Origin of the sequence: Actinomadura sp. NPDC000929, from assembly GCF_040492065.1 — a bacterium.
GTDB lineage: Bacteria > Actinomycetota > Actinomycetes > Streptosporangiales > Streptosporangiaceae > Spirillospora > Spirillospora verrucosospora.
In genome coordinates this window covers 1-13231 of record NZ_JBEUPA010000027.1, presented here as the reverse complement: position 1 = coordinate 13231, position 13231 = coordinate 1, and the positions used below count along the sequence as shown (strand labels likewise).

Annotated in this window: 13 protein-coding genes; 2 read left to right on the top strand and 11 right to left on the bottom strand. The window is 72.9% G+C overall.

The window, feature by feature from the left end; all coding sequences use genetic code 11:
• Positions 1-3: 3 nt before the first annotated feature.
• From ABWI04_RS12995 to ABWI04_RS12985, 3 genes are all read right to left on the bottom strand, one after another.
• A complete protein-coding gene (locus tag ABWI04_RS12995) occupies positions 4-648 on the bottom strand; it encodes a response regulator (RefSeq protein ID WP_353832539.1) in 645 nt (214 codons plus the stop codon).
• Positions 612-1910: a sensor histidine kinase gene (locus ABWI04_RS12990; protein ID WP_353832538.1), complete on the bottom strand. Its 1299-nt coding sequence runs from the start codon at positions 1908-1910 to the stop codon at positions 612-614. The genes ABWI04_RS12995 and ABWI04_RS12990 overlap by 37 nt, the downstream gene beginning before the upstream one ends.
• Before the next feature lie 132 nt (positions 1911-2042).
• The gene (locus ABWI04_RS12985; RefSeq protein WP_353832537.1) at positions 2043-2885 is read right to left on the bottom strand and encodes a polysaccharide deacetylase family protein; all 843 of its coding nucleotides are present in this window, start codon (positions 2883-2885) and stop codon (positions 2043-2045) included.
• Positions 2886-3422: 537 nt separating this feature from the next.
• On the opposite strand from ABWI04_RS12985, the gene ABWI04_RS12980 reads away from it, so the two are divergent.
• On the top strand, positions 3423-4808 hold the full coding sequence (locus ABWI04_RS12980) for an MFS transporter (protein ID WP_353832536.1): 1386 nt from the start codon (positions 3423-3425) through the stop codon (positions 4806-4808).
• Here the strand turns inward: ABWI04_RS12980 and ABWI04_RS12975 are convergent.
• The 4 genes from ABWI04_RS12975 to ABWI04_RS12960 all read right to left on the bottom strand — a co-directional run bounded on the left by ABWI04_RS12975 (position 4754) and on the right by ABWI04_RS12960 (position 9687).
• Positions 4754-5575 (bottom strand): helix-turn-helix transcriptional regulator, encoded by an 822-nt coding sequence (locus ABWI04_RS12975; RefSeq protein ID WP_353832535.1) that lies wholly within the window; start codon positions 5573-5575, stop codon positions 4754-4756. The two genes, ABWI04_RS12980 and ABWI04_RS12975, sit on opposite strands and share 55 nt — an antisense overlap.
• Positions 5576-5654: 79 nt before the next feature.
• Positions 5655-7295 carry an AMP-binding protein gene (locus ABWI04_RS12970; protein ID WP_345180361.1) on the bottom strand — a complete coding sequence of 547 codons (1641 nt, stop codon included), beginning with the start codon at positions 7293-7295 and terminating at the stop codon, positions 5655-5657.
• Complete coding sequence (locus ABWI04_RS12965; protein ID WP_353832534.1) at positions 7292-8974, bottom strand: AMP-binding protein; 1683 nt, start codon at positions 8972-8974, stop codon at positions 7292-7294. Before ABWI04_RS12965 ends, ABWI04_RS12970 begins: the two co-directional genes overlap by 4 nt.
• Before the next feature lie 98 nt (positions 8975-9072).
• The gene (locus tag ABWI04_RS12960; RefSeq protein ID WP_353832533.1) at positions 9073-9687 is read right to left on the bottom strand and encodes a TetR/AcrR family transcriptional regulator; all 615 of its coding nucleotides are present in this window, start codon (positions 9685-9687) and stop codon (positions 9073-9075) included.
• 138 nt (positions 9688-9825) lie between these two features.
• On the opposite strand from ABWI04_RS12960, the gene ABWI04_RS12955 reads away from it, so the two are divergent.
• The gene (locus ABWI04_RS12955; protein ID WP_345180354.1) at positions 9826-10296 is read left to right on the top strand and encodes a carboxymuconolactone decarboxylase family protein; all 471 of its coding nucleotides are present in this window, start codon (positions 9826-9828) and stop codon (positions 10294-10296) included.
• 62 nt (positions 10297-10358) lie between these two features.
• Here the strand turns inward: ABWI04_RS12955 and ABWI04_RS12950 are convergent, their stop codons facing one another.
• From ABWI04_RS12950 to ABWI04_RS12935, 4 genes are all read right to left on the bottom strand, one after another.
• Entirely contained in the window at positions 10359-10895 is a 537-nt protein-coding gene (locus tag ABWI04_RS12950) for a GNAT family N-acetyltransferase (RefSeq protein WP_353832532.1), read from the bottom strand.
• Positions 10896-11040: 145 nt separating this feature from the next.
• A complete protein-coding gene (locus ABWI04_RS12945; RefSeq protein ID WP_353832531.1) occupies positions 11041-11739 on the bottom strand; it encodes a GNAT family N-acetyltransferase in 699 nt (232 codons plus the stop codon).
• A gap of 47 nt (positions 11740-11786) precedes the next feature.
• Positions 11787-12554 carry a group II truncated hemoglobin gene (locus tag ABWI04_RS12940; protein WP_353832530.1) on the bottom strand — a complete coding sequence of 256 codons (768 nt, stop codon included), beginning with the start codon at positions 12552-12554 and terminating at the stop codon, positions 11787-11789.
• Between the two features lie 70 nt (positions 12555-12624).
• Positions 12625-13231: copper resistance CopC family protein (locus ABWI04_RS12935; RefSeq protein WP_353832529.1), on the bottom strand; the 607-nt coding region annotated here is incomplete at its 5' end.

Genomic DNA, 13231 nt, shown 5'->3' with positions numbered 1-13231 from the left:
GGCTCAGCGGTTGAGGTAGGCCAGGACGGCGAGCACGCGGCGGTTGTCGTCGCCGGTCACGGGCAGGTCGAGCTTGGCGAAGATGTTCGCGGTGTGCTTGGTCACCGCGCGCTCGGTGACGACGAGCCGCTCCGCGATCGCCGCGTTGGAGCGTCCCTGCGCCATCAGCTCCAGGACCTCGGTCTCGCGCGGGGTGAGACGGCCGAGCGGGGTGTCGCGGGTCCCCCGGGCCACGAGCCGGGAGATGACCTCGGGGTCCATGGCGGTGCCGCCCGCGGCGACCCGGCGGACCGCGTCGACGAACTGCGCCGCGTCGAACACCCGGTCCTTGAGCAGGTAGCCGATCGCGCCGGTGCCGTCGGCGAGCAGTTCGCGGGCGTAGAGCTGCTCGACGTACTGCGAGAGCACGAGGACGGGCAGCCCCGGGATCTGCCGCCGCGCCTCCAGCGCCGCCTGGAGGCCCTCGTCGGTGAAGGACGGGGGCAGGCGCACGTCGACCACCGCCACGTCCGGGCGGTGGTCGACCAGTGCCTTCAGCAGGGACGGGCCGTTGTCGACGGCCGCCGCGATCTCGAAGTCGTGCGACTCCAGGAGGCTGACGAGGCCCTCCCTCAGGAGGGCGAGATCTTCGGCGAGGACAACGCGCACGGCAGCTCCATGGTCACGATCGTCGGGCCGCCCACGGGCGAGCTGAGGGCGAGGACGCCGTCGAATGTACCGATCCGCCGCTCGATCCCGCGCAGCCCGGAGCCGCCCTCCAGGGTGGCGCCGCCGCGGCCGTCGTCGGTGACGGTGATCCGCAGCATGCCGTTCTCGTGCCGCATGTCGATCCAGACGCGGGAGGCGCCGGAGTGCTTGGCCGCGTTGGTGAGGATCTCCGACACCGCGAAGTAGGCGGCGGACTCGACCGGCGGCTCGGGCCGCGCCGGCAGGTCGGCGGACACCTCGACGTCCAGCGGGTGGTCGAGCGCGAGGGCCCGGACCGCGTCGGCGACGCCGCGGTCGGCGAGCACCGGCGGGTGGATGCCGCGGACGAGGTCGCGCAGCTCGTGCAGCGCCTTGGCCGAGGACGCGCGGGTCTCGGCGAGCAGGATGCGGGCCTTCTCCGGGTCCCGGTCGAGCAGGTGCTCGATCGCGCCGAGGCTCATCCCCATCGCCACGAGCCGGGCCTGCGCGCCGTCGTGCAGGTCGCGCTCGATGCGGCGCAACTCGGCGGCGGAGGCGTCCACGGCCTCCGACCGGGTCTCGGTGAGGTGCTGGACGCGCAGCGCCAGCTCCGACTTGCGCGTCGGGCCGAGGATGGCGCGGCCCCAGTGCCCGTAGGCGGTCAGCATCTTCGGGCCGATGGCGTAGCCGAGGGCGATGCACGCGGTGGCGACGGCCACCGTGGACAGGACCCGGCCGGTGTCGCGGCCGTACCCCTCGGTGACGTGGACGTAGGCGTACCAGTCGCTGCCGCCGTAGTGCCCGATCATCTCGCCGGCGAAGGCGGCGAGCACGTACCCCCACACCCCGTACAGGATCAGCAGGCCGGGCAGCGCCGCGGTGAACACCGAGACGATCGGGTCGGTGAGGGTCCACAGGTAGTCGCGCCAGGTGGCCGGGTCGCCGACCAGCGCGACGAACCGCTTGAACATGCCGTGGACTCCGGGCTCGCGCTCCGGCTCGGGCAGGTACGGCCGCGCGATCCGGACCTCGGTCCACCGGTTGATGCGGACCCGGTAGGCGTCGAGCCGCTCGCGGAGCAGCATCGTCGAGGACGGGAAGAGCAGCACCCCGACGAAACTCGTGATCATCGAGACCACCGTGATGAACCACAGGCCGGCGAGCGTCGCGGGGATGCCGAGCAGCCAGAGGGCCAGCCCCCGCCAGGGCGCCCTCACATGCCGTTGCAGCCGTGTCTCTTCCACCAGTCCACCGTTCACCGGATCCTCCGCAGGTCGCTTGCCGTCTGGAGTCCAGTCTTCTGGCGGCGCCCTCGCAGCACAGTGTGCCCGCACCCCGAGCGTGGGGTGTACCTGAGTACACCCGGAGACCGAAGGTCAGAGCGCCACGAAGGTCAGGCCGCGCTTCTTCATCTTCGGGATGACGGTCTCCAGGGCCTTGAGGGTCTGGGAGCGGTCGCCGCCCCCGTCATGGCACAGCATGATGTTGCCGGCCTTGCCCTTCATGAGGGTGCGGCGGATGTGGCCCACTCCGGGACGGGCCCAGTCGCGCGGGTCGACGGCCCAGTCGATCGGCAGCATGTCGTGCTCGGCCACCGTCTCCAGGATCGTCTTCGTCCACGCGCCGCCGGGGGAGCGGAAGAACTGGGGCACGACGCCGGTCACGTCGGCGATCCGGTCGTGCGCCTCGACGATCTCCTTGCGGACCCGCTTCTTCGACATGTTCGCGATGTAGATCGGGTGCGTCTCGGTGTGGTTGCAGATCTGGTGGCCGGCGTCGGCGATGCGGCGGGTGAGCTTGGCGAACTCCTTCACCTGCTCGCCGATGACGAAGAACGTCGCGTGGATCCGGTGCTCGGCCAGCAGGTCGAGCACGCGGGGCGTCCACAGGGGGCTCGGGCCGTCGTCGATGGTGAGGGCGATCGACTGGGCGGGCGGCGGGGGCGACAGCTGCGACAGCTCGCGGACGGGGGTCTCCAGCGCGGTGAGCTTCGCGGGCGTCCACGGCGCGGGCCGGGGGGTCGGCGTCGGCGTCGGGGTGGGCGTCGGGGTCGGATGGATGACCGGTCTCGCGCGGGGGGCGGGCACGGCCCATCCGGGCTCCCCCGACCCGTGCGGAGGACCCGCGCCGTCCGCGCCGAGCGCGGCGAGACCCGCGGCCGCCCCCATCAGCCAGAGTGCTTTGCGGCGGGATGTCCAACCTGAGTCCTCAACCTCCACAAGTCCCACGCTATCGGGGTTTTGGGCGGGTAGGAGGCCGCTATGGGATCACAATCGACTCACCTGAGTGGTCCGATTTCGGGCGTGAGCGCTGCGCCGCAGGTCGGGCCACTGACGGCGGCCCGGCGGCGGGCGGCGACGATCGTGTCGGCGGAGGTGTTACGGTCGTCAGTGCGAATCGGGGGCCGGACGTCCCCGCCCGGAAACGAGGCGGGACGGCCGAGCGATCACGGCCCGGCGCAGCCGGCGTGCGGTGACCGTTTTACCAGGCAGTGCGCCGCGGGGGCCGATCTGTACTGGACGACGCCCACGCCGCTGACCCCGTCGCCGGGCCCGATCCGACGAAGACCGCGCGGCCCCGCGGTGTTCACCGGACCCCCGTGAAGGCCCCGCCGGCCCGCCGCACCGCAACCCGGTGGCGGCGGCCGGGGTTGTGCTCGCATGCCCTCGACACCCCCGTCCTCGACACCCCCGTCCTCGACATCCCCGCCCACGACGGGCGAGACTTCCCAGACCGGTCCCCGGTGGCCCGCGCTCATGCTCGCGGTTCTGCTCGCCGGGCAGTTCATGGTTAACGTCGACACCGCGGTCGTGAACGTCGCGGGTCCGTCCATCAGGGCGGATCTGCGGCCCTCCGGCGGCGCCCTCGGCCTGGTCGTCTCCGGCTACACGCTCGCCTACGCCGTCCTGCTGGTGACCGGCGCGCGGCTCGGGCAGGCGCGCGGCCACCGGCGGATGTTCCTGCTCGGGCTCGGCGCGTTCACGGCGGCCTCGCTCGCGTGCGGGCTGGCCCCCTCCACCGGCGTGCTGGTCGCCGCGCGCCTGGCGCAGGGGGCGGCCGGGGCGCTGATGGTCCCGCAGGTCCTCTCGGGCATCCAGCTCCACTTCACCGGCCCGGCGCGGGCGCGGGCGCAGGGGCTGCTCGCGGTGGCGCTGTCCGGCGGCGCGGTCGCGGGCCAGGTGCTCGGCGGCGTGCTGGTCTCGGCCGACGTGGGCGGGCTCGGCTGGCGCCCGGTCTTCCTGGTCAACGTGCCGGCCGGGGTCGTGCTGCTCGCGGTCGGCGCGCGGCTGCTGCCGGCGGACGCGGGCGGACGCGGTGCGCGCCTCGACCTGGCCGGGGCCGCCCTGCTGTCCGCGGCGGCCCTGCTGGCGGTCGTCCCGCTGCTGTTCGGGCGCGAGGCGGGCTGGCCCCCGTGGACGTGGGCGTCGCTCGCGGCCTGCGTGCCGGTGGCCGCCCTGTTCGTCAGGCGGCAGCGGCGCGCCGCGTCCCCGCTGCTCGCCCTCGGCGTGCTCGGCCGCCCGGTGGTGGCGTGGACGCTCGGCGCCCTCGGCATGGCCACCGGCACCTTCTACGCGATGATGTTCGTCCTCGCCCTGTACCTGCAGGACGGTCTGGGCCGCAGCGCCCTGTTCTCCGGCCTGGCGCTCGTGCCCTGGGTCGCCGCGTTCGGGATAGCCGGGGCGCTCGTGCCGCGCCTCCCCGCCCGCGTGGCCGCCCGCGCGCCAGTCGCCGGGTACCTGCTGCTCGCGTCGGCGTACGCGGTGGCGGGGCTGACCCGCCCGGACGGGGCGGCGCTGGCCGTTCTTCTCGGGTTCGGTGGGCTCGGCCTCGGCCTCGGGTTCGCGCCGCAGCTCGGGCGGCTGACGGCGCACGTCCCGGACCGGTACGCGGCCGACCTGAGCGGCCTGGCCAACATGAACTTCCAGCTCGCGGGCGTCGCGGGCGTCGCCGTCTTCGGGACCCTGTACCTCGGCTTCCCCGGCGGCCACGGCCCGGCGTTCACCGCCGTGATGCTCGGCTTCGGCGGGACGGCGCTCGCCGCGGCCGCCGCCTCGTTCGCGGGGCGCCGGGCGGCGAGGCGCGAGGATCAGGGGAGCAGCCCGGCGCGGCGGGCGGCGGTCACGGCCTCCAGCCGGGTGTGACTGTCGAGCTTGCGCATCGCCGACCGCAGGTAGCTCTTCACCGTCTCCGGCAGCAGCCCCAGGCGCTCGGCGGCCTCGGCGTTGGTGCAGCCGATCGCGACGTACGACAGGACGTCCAGCTCGCGGGGGGACAGGACGGGGCGCGCCGGGCCGGCCGGCTCGTCCAGCCCGGCCGCCGCCAGGCGCAGCGACGCCTCCCGCAGGCGGTCGCGGGTGGGCAGGTCGCGGACCTGCTCGGCCAGGGCGCGCAGCTCCGCGTGCACGGCCCGGACCTCCTCCCAGCGCGCCGCCGACGTGCCGGGCGGCGTGCGCGCCAGCGCCTCGTCCGCGCGGTCCTGGACGGCGAGGTCCTGTTCGAGGTCGCGGGCCGCCTCCACGGCCGCGCCCACGACGCGGTCGGCCAGCGACAGCGGCTCCCTCAGCGCGCCGTAGAGGACGCCGCGGACGCGCCGCCGCACGACGATCGGGACCGCGACGATCGACAGCAGCCCCTCGCGCCCGACGGGCCGGTCGTAGTCGTGGCTGATCGCCGCCGAGCACGGGTAGTTGCTGACCCACGCGGGACGTCCCATGGCCATCGCCTTGCCGCCGAGCCCGTTGCCCTGCCGCACGACGAGGCCGTTCAGCGACTCGGTCCTGTTGCCGACCAGCTCGGTGATCACCAGCCGGTCCTGGCCGCCGAGTGCGCCCCCGAACACCATGGGCAGGCCGGTCGTGCGCTGCAGCGTCAGCACCGCCGACCGGACGGCCCCCACGTCATCGCCCATGCCTTGAGAATGCCCTGCGCGACCCCCGCGACGAAAGTGGCGGAACGGGCGAACCTTGTCGTGCGGCGAGCCGAGGCGCCTAGGCGTGCCGGGAGGCGGTGTCCTCAAGGCCGAGGATGTCCACGGCTTCCGCGCGCATCTGCACCTTGCGGATCTTGCCGGTGACCGTCATCGGGAACTCCTCCACCACGTGCACGTAGCGGGGGATCTTGTAGTGGGCGAGCCTGCCCTCGCAGAACGCGCGCAGCTCCCCGGCGGTCAGGCCCGGCACGCCCTCGCGCAGCCGCACCCAGGCCATCAGCTCCTCGCCGTACTTCTCGTCCGGGACGCCGATGACCTGCGCGTCGACGATGTCGGGGTGGGTGTAGAGGAACTCCTCGATCTCGCGCGGGTAGATGTTCTCCCCGCCCCGGATCACCATGTCCTTGATCCGGCCGGTGATGGTGACGTAGCCCTCCTCGTCCATCACCGCGAGGTCGCCGGTGTGCATCCAGCGGGCCGTGTCGACGGCCTCGGCCGTCTTGTCCGGCTCGTCCCAGTAGCCGAGCATCACCGAGTAGCCGCGCGTGCAGAACTCGCCGGGGACGCCGCGCGGGACGGTCACGCCCGTCTCCGGGTCGACCACCTTGATCTCCAGGTGCGGCAGGACGGTGCCGACCGTGGACACGCGGCGCTCCAGCGAGTCGCCCGCGCGGGTCTGCGTGGACACCGGCGACGTCTCGGTCATGCCGTAGCAGATCGCGACCTCGCTCATCCCGAGCCGCTCGATGACCTGCTTCATCACCTCGACCGGGCACGGCGACCCGGCCATGATCCCGGTGCGCAGGCCGGACAGGTCGAGCCCGGCGAGCGACGGCTCGTTCAGGACGGCGATGAACATCGTCGGCACCCCGTACAGCGACGTGCAGCGCTCCGCCGCGACCGCCTCCAGCGTCGCCTTCGGGTCGAACGCCGGCGCGGGGATCACGACGCACGCGCCGTGGCTCGTCGCCGCCAGGTTCCCCATGACCATGCCGAAGCAGTGGTAGAAGGGCACCGGCACGCAGACGCGGTCCTCCTCGTCGTAGCCGCACAGCTCGCCGACGAAGTAGCCGTTGTTCAGGATGTTGTGGTGCGACAGCGTCGCGCCCTTGGGGAACCCCGTCGTCCCGGACGTGTACTGGATGTTGATCGGGTCGTCGGCGGTGAGCATCCGCCCGATCTCGTCGAGGACGCCCGGTTCGCCGGTGCGGCCGGCCTCCATCAGCGCGTCCCACCCGGGCGTGCCGATGAGCACGACGTCGCGCAGGGCCGCGCACCCGGGCCTGACCTGCTCGATCATCGCCGCGTAGTCGGACGTCCTGAACACCGGCACCGCGATCAGCGTCCGGACGCCGGCCTGGTTGAGGACGAACTCCAGCTCGTGCACCCGGTAGGCGGGGTTGATGTTGACGAGGATGGCGCCGAGCTTGGCCGTCGCGTACTGGACGAGCATCCACTCGGCGCAGTTCGGCGCCCAGATGCCGACCCGGTCGCCCTTGACGACGCCGAGGTCGCGGAGGCCGAGCGCGACCGCCTCCACGTCGTCGGAGAACTGCTCGTAGGTCCATCGGCGGCCGGACGCCCGCTCGACGAGCGCGTCGCGCTCCGCGTGCGCCGCGACCGTCCTGTCCAGGTTCGCGCCGATCGTGTCGCCGAGCAGCGGCGTGGCCGAGACGCCCGACGCGTAGGAGAGGCTCATCGCAGGTCCTCCTCCCTGAACTCGCCCGCCGGCCGGTCGTCCCGGCCGGGATGCTTGTCGATCTCGCTGGCCCGCAGCTCGACCCGGCGGATCTTCCCGGAGATCGTCTTCGGCAGCTCGGCGAACTCCAGCAGCCGGATCCGCTTGTAGGGCGACAGCTGCTCCCGGCAGTGCGCGAAGATCGCCTTGGCGGTCCCGGCGTCCGGCGCCCAGCCGCTCGCGAGCGTGACGTAGGCCTTCGGGACGGCCAGCCGCACCGGGTCGGGCGACGGCACGACCGCGGCCTCCGCCACCGCCTCGTGCTCGATCAGCACGCTCTCCAGCTCGAACGGCGAGATCTTGTAGTCGGACGCCTTGAACACGTCGTCGGCGCGCCCGACGTAGGTGATGTACCCGTCCTCGTCGCGGGAGCCGATGTCGCCGGTGTGGTAGTAGCCGCCGGCCATCGCCTCCTCGGTGCGCTCCTCGTCGCCGTGGTAGCCGGTCATCAGCCCGAGCGGGCGGTCCTCCAGGTCGAGGCAGATCTCGCCCTCGTCGCCCGGCTCCCCGGTCAGCGGGTCGATCAGCACCACCTCGTAGCCGGGCACGGGGCGCCCCATCGAGCCGGGCTTGACCGGCTGGCCGGGCGTGTTGGCGATCTGGACGGTCGTCTCGGTCTGCCCGAAGCCGTCCCGGATCGTCCGGCCCCACGCCTGCTTCACCCGCTCGATGACCTCGGGGTTCAGCGGCTCCCCGGCCGCGACGACCTCGCGCGGCGGCCGGCCGAGCCGTCCGAGGTCGGACTGGATCAGCATCCGCCACACGGTCGGCGGCGCGCAGAAGCTCGTCACGCCGCAGCGTTCGAGGGTGTCGAGGAGCCGGTCGGGGTCGAACCGGGTGTAGTTGAAGATGAACACGCACGCCTCGGCGTTCCACGGCGCGAAGATGTTGCTCCACGCGTGCTTCGCCCACCCCGGCGAGGAGATGTTCAGGTGGACGTCCCCCGGCCGCAGCCCGATCCAGTACATCGTCGACAGGTGCCCGGCCGGGTAGGACGCGTGGGTGTGCTCGACCAGCTTCGGCTTCGCCGTCGTCCCCGACGTGAAGTACAGCAGCAGCGTGTCCCGCGACATCGTCAGCCCGTAGGGGGTGAAGGACTCGCCCTCCTCGTAGGCGTCGGCGTACCGCAGCCAGCCCTCCACCGGCTCGCCCACGGCGATCCGCGTGTACTCGCCCTCGACGCCGTCGAACTTCCCGGTCTCGGACGAGGCGGTCACCACGTGCCGGGCCTTCCCGCGCGTCAGCCGGTCCTGGAGGTCGGCCGTGCCGAGCAGCGGCGTGCACGGGATCATGATCGCGCCGAGCTTCATCGCCGCGAGCACGGTCTCCCACAGCTCCACCTGGTTGCCGAGCATCAGGATGATCCGGTCGCCGCGCCGCACCCCCGCCCGCCGCAGCATGTTCGCGACTTGGTTCGACCGCCGCGCCATCTGCGAGAAGGAGTACCGGGCCTCGGCGCCGTCCTCCTCGACGATCCACAGCGCGGGCGAGTCGTTCCCTTCGGCGATCTTGTCGAACCAGTCCAGCGCCCAGTTGAAACCGGTCAGCACCGGCCAGCGGAACTTCTCGTACGCCGTCGCGTAGTCGTCGCGATGCGCGAGCAGGAAGTCGCGCGCCGCGCGGAACTCGACTGCGGGCATGGTCTTCTCCCTCGTAGCCGCACGGACACCCCGGTCAGAAGGATGGTTGGCCATCCGGGTGACCCACGCCACCCCCGAACGGGGGTAGTGGGGTGGTCTTACCCGCCCGTTACGAAGGTTGAGCGCAGCAACAGCGCCATGTGGTCGCCGATTTGGCCGGGGCTCCAGCCGCGGTCGTCGAGCAGCGTCCCGACCACCCCGTTGGCGATCAGCGCGAGGAGCATGTCGGTGGCGGTGTCCACCGTCCAGCCGGGGGCGAGCACGCCCTCCTCGTCGAGCCGCAGGATCAGCGCGCGGTTCCTGTCGTACCGCCGGCGCATGGCGGCCTCCCAGTGCCGGGCCGCGTCCGGGTCGCTGCCCGCCTCGCGCTCCACCGCCCGCGCCACGGCGAGGACGCGCGCCATGAACTCGGCGTGCCGGCGCGCGAACATCTCCAGCGCGGTCACCGCGTCGGGCGCCTCGCCGACGGCGGCGAACCGCCCCCGCAGGTCCTCGACCTCGTTGACGTGGTCGAACAGCTCGCTGATCAGGTCGGCGCGCGACGCGAAGTGCAGGTAGACGGCCCGCCGCGAGACACCGGCGCGCTCGGCGACGGCCGCCATCGTCGTGGCCGCCATCCCGTGGTCCTCGACGAGCTCGCGCGCCGCCCGCAGCAGCGCCGTCCGGGAACGCCGGCTGCGCGCGTTCCGCGGCTCCTCGATCGCCCTCGTCATGGCCCCCATGTTCCCAGCCGCGCGCCCGATTCCGGCCCGGACCGCCAAGGTGAGCGGAGTCACTCCCGGGAGGCCGTCACAACCCGGGGGACCGCCCCGTCAACCTGACGTCACCCTCCACACGGCAAGGAGATCACTATGAACCCCCGTTTCGACTACTACGGCACCGCCTCCGGCGGAAAGTTCATGAAGCACCTGCTGTCCGCGGCCAAGGTCGTCTCGGGCTCGACGGTGCCCTCCACGACGCTGCACCTGGTGGAGCTGCGCGCCAGTCAGATCAACGGCTGCGGGTTCTGCGTCGACATGCACAGCAAGGACCTCGTCCACGAGGGCGAGTCCTCGGTGCGCCTCAACCTGGTCGCGGCCTGGCGTGAGGCCACCGTCTTCACCGACGCAGAGCGCGCCGCCCTGGAGCTGGCCGAGCAGGGCACCCGCCTCGCGGACGGCGCCGGCGTCTCCGACGAGGTCTGGGAGAACGCGGCCAAGCATTACGACGAGGAGGAGCTCGCCACCCTGGTGTCGCTCATCGCCCTCATCAACACCTGGAACCGGTTGAACGTCATCACCCGGCAGCCCGCCGGTTCCTACGAGCCCGGCCAGTTCGGCTGACCGCCCCGGGCGCGGACGTGCCGCCCGTCCCGCGAGGGAGGGGCGGCACGCGCGGTCCGCCGTCAGGCGGTGCTGTAGGTGGCGAGGGTCTCGCCGGTGCCGGCAAGGCGGAGGCCCGCCTTCTCCAGGACGCGGACCGACGCCGGGTTGGACGGCTCCACGGTCGCGACGACCCTGTCCACGCCGGGCGCGGTCAGGGCGAACGCCGTGATGGCGCGGGCGGCCTCGGTGGCGTACCCGCGGCCCCGCCGGGACGGGACGACGCCGTAACCGAACTCGACGGCCCCGTCCGCGGGCGGCCAGAACAGGCCGACGGCGCCGACCACCAGGCCGGTGGAGCGTTCGATGATCAGGCGCTGGCCGTGCTCGCCCAGCGCGGACGGGTTCCCGGCGACGAAGCCGGCGATGGCCCGGTCGCCTTCGGCGGGGAAGTCGTCCGCCCAGTGGGCGAGCCTGTCGCCGGACAGGACGGCGGCGATCTCGCCGGACGTCCACGGCCGCAGGACGAGACGGCCGGTGGTGAGATCCGCGCCGGCCGGGCCCGGCCGGGCCGGGTCGGAGTCGGGCAGGCCTGAAGCGGTCAGGTCGGAAGAGGACACGTGTGGCTCCTGGTCGTTCTGGACGACCGGGCCGCGCTCAGTCGCGGGCGGCCCGGACAAGGGCATGCTGAAGAAGCGCCACGCGGGCCATATTCATCAACCTCCCCTGTCGCAGGAACGCCGCAAAGCGTACTACCCGCGGCGGTCAGGGGACCCGGAAGCCGCGGAAGGTCACGTGCCTCCGTGTCTCGAAGCCGAGTCGTTCGTACAGGGCGATCGCCCGGGTGTTCGCCTCGGCCACGTGCAGGAACGGGTGGTCGTTCCGGGCCATGACGCGCGTCGCGAGCGCGCGTATCAGGCGGGCGGCGTGGCCGCGCCCGCGCGCCTCGGGGGCGGTGCAGACGGTGCTGATCTCCGTCCATCCCCGGGGCCGGAGCCGTTCGCCCGCCATGGCCACCAGCACGCCGTTGTCGCGGACGCCGAGATAGGAGCCGAGTTCGCGGGTGCGCGGCCAGAACGGTCCGGGCCGGGTCCGCGCGACGAGGTCGAGCATCTCGGGCACGCTGTCCGCGTCGAGTTCGACGATGCCGGGGTCCTCCGCGCCGGGGCCGGTCTCCCCGCCTCCGGACCAGACCATCTGGAGGCCTTCCAGGACGAAGACCGGCTCCCAGTCCGGCGGCGGGGTCGCGGGGCTGCTGAACATGTCGGCGAGTTCGCCGTGCCCGAGAAGCCGGGCGAGGTCGGCCCATTCCGCGGCGTCCGGGTCGGCGGACACCGTGGAGAAGGTCGAGACCTCCGGCTGGTAGGTGGCGGTCCGGCCGAGCCGGCGGGCGAGGTGCGCGTGGTGACCGCGGAGCGACTCGCGCACGGGATCGTCGAGCGCGGCGTCGTCGCGGTCCGCCATGGTGCAGCACCTCTCCAGGCCGTACGGGGGATTCGGCGCCCTGGATGCTAGTCGGCGGGGACGTAGGGCGGTGCGACGCCCCAGCCCCAGTGCGGCATGGGGGCTTCGAGGGGCGGCTTCGCGTCCGGCTGGGAGTTGGCGAGGGCGATGCGCGTGCCCCACTCGATGTAGGACGCGAACGCGGCGCGGAACTCCGGGTCGTCCGGGAGGCCGACCTCGTCCGCCGCGTCCATGAGGAGCGAGACCCAGCGGCGCCGCTGCGCCTCGGTGATGGACTTGCCGAGGTGATGGCGCACCATGGCGGCGTAGCCGCCGCGCTCGCGGCTGTAGCGCTCCGGCCCGCGGAAGACCTCGCCGAGCCACGCCGCGACCCACTTCGGGTGGTCGGGCGCCATGTGCTCGAAGAGCGGGCGCAGCAGGTCGTCCTTGAGGACGTTCGTGTAGAAGTGCTCGGTGAGCCGCTCCAGCGCCGCGCTCCCGCCCGCCCAGTCGTACATGGTCGGGACGGACGAGCCGGCGCCGCGCACCGCCGTCCGCTCGTAGTGCCGCATCTCCTCGATTTGCTGGACGTACGGCTTGATCTCGGCGAAGAACGCGGGGAAGTGCTCGCCGCCCCGGAAGCCTCGCATGTGGCCGTCGGCCGACGTCCAGCCGATGCGCAGGATGTAGGACGACGGCTCGTCGACGCACCTGGACAGCTCGTAGTCCACGCACTCGGGGGCTGCGGCGAGGGGGACGGAGGCCCGCGCATAGGCGGCCTCGAAGTCCTCCGCGTCCTGCGGGTCGATGCTGTAGCGGATGTACTCGACGATCATGGTGCCCCCAGGCTGCTTCCGGTCGGATTATCACTGTAATCCTGTAATCATCCGACCGGAAGCTCAACGATCAATCCTGGCGGGGGGAGCGGCGGAACCAGGCGACGGCGCCCGCCGCCGCCGCGAGGACCAGGGCGGCCAGACCGATCCAGAGCCAGCCCGACGAGCCCCCCGAATCGTTCGTGGAGATGACGGTCGTCCGGGTCGGCGAGGGGGCGGGCTGGGCGGCCCCGGAGGAGCCCCGCACGGTGAACGTGTAGGCGCCCTCGACCGGATGGCCGTCCGAGGCGACGACGCGCCAGCCCACGGTGTACTTCCCGTCGGGCGGCGTGCCGCCGACGGCCTGGGTGACCTTGTTGTCGACCGCCCGCGCGGGCCCGGTCTGGTACTGCCTGCCCGACCCGTCGGTCACGACCACGCGCGGCAGCCGTACCGGGTCGCCGTACGTCAGGACGATCTGGGACGGGGCCGCGACCGTCGCGTCCTTCTCGGGACTCGCCGACGTCAGCGCGGTGTGCGCCGACGCCGGGACCGCGTTCGCCGCCAGGATCGCCGTGAGCGCCGCCAGGATCGCCGTGAGCGCCGGCGTCTTCACACCCGGTGACTCCCCCGGCCCTCCATAGGCCGCGGCGTACACCCGCCGCACCAGCGAAAGGACCCGCACAATGCGCCAGGAC

What these genes read in the sequence shown, in the direction of transcription:
- ABWI04_RS12980 (WP_353832536.1), top strand. Translation starts at nt 3,423, where the DNA reads ATGCTCGCGGTTCTGCTCGCCGGGCAGTTCATGGTTAACGTCGACACC.
- ABWI04_RS12975 (WP_353832535.1), bottom strand. Translation starts at nt 5,575, where the DNA reads ATGGGCGATGACGTGGGGGCCGTCCGGTCGGCGGTGCTGACGCTGCAG.
- ABWI04_RS12970 (WP_345180361.1), bottom strand. Translation starts at nt 7,295, where the DNA reads ATGAGCCTCTCCTACGCGTCGGGCGTCTCGGCCACGCCGCTGCTCGGC.
- ABWI04_RS12965 (WP_353832534.1), bottom strand. Translation starts at nt 8,974, where the DNA reads ATGCCCGCAGTCGAGTTCCGCGCGGCGCGCGACTTCCTGCTCGCGCAT.
- ABWI04_RS12960 (WP_353832533.1), bottom strand. Translation starts at nt 9,687, where the DNA reads ATGACGAGGGCGATCGAGGAGCCGCGGAACGCGCGCAGCCGGCGTTCC.
- ABWI04_RS12955 (WP_345180354.1), top strand. Translation starts at nt 9,826, where the DNA reads ATGAACCCCCGTTTCGACTACTACGGCACCGCCTCCGGCGGAAAGTTC.
- ABWI04_RS12945 (WP_353832531.1), bottom strand. Translation starts at nt 11,739, where the DNA reads ATGGCGGACCGCGACGACGCCGCGCTCGACGATCCCGTGCGCGAGTCG.
- ABWI04_RS12940 (WP_353832530.1), bottom strand. Translation starts at nt 12,554, where the DNA reads ATGATCGTCGAGTACATCCGCTACAGCATCGACCCGCAGGACGCGGAG.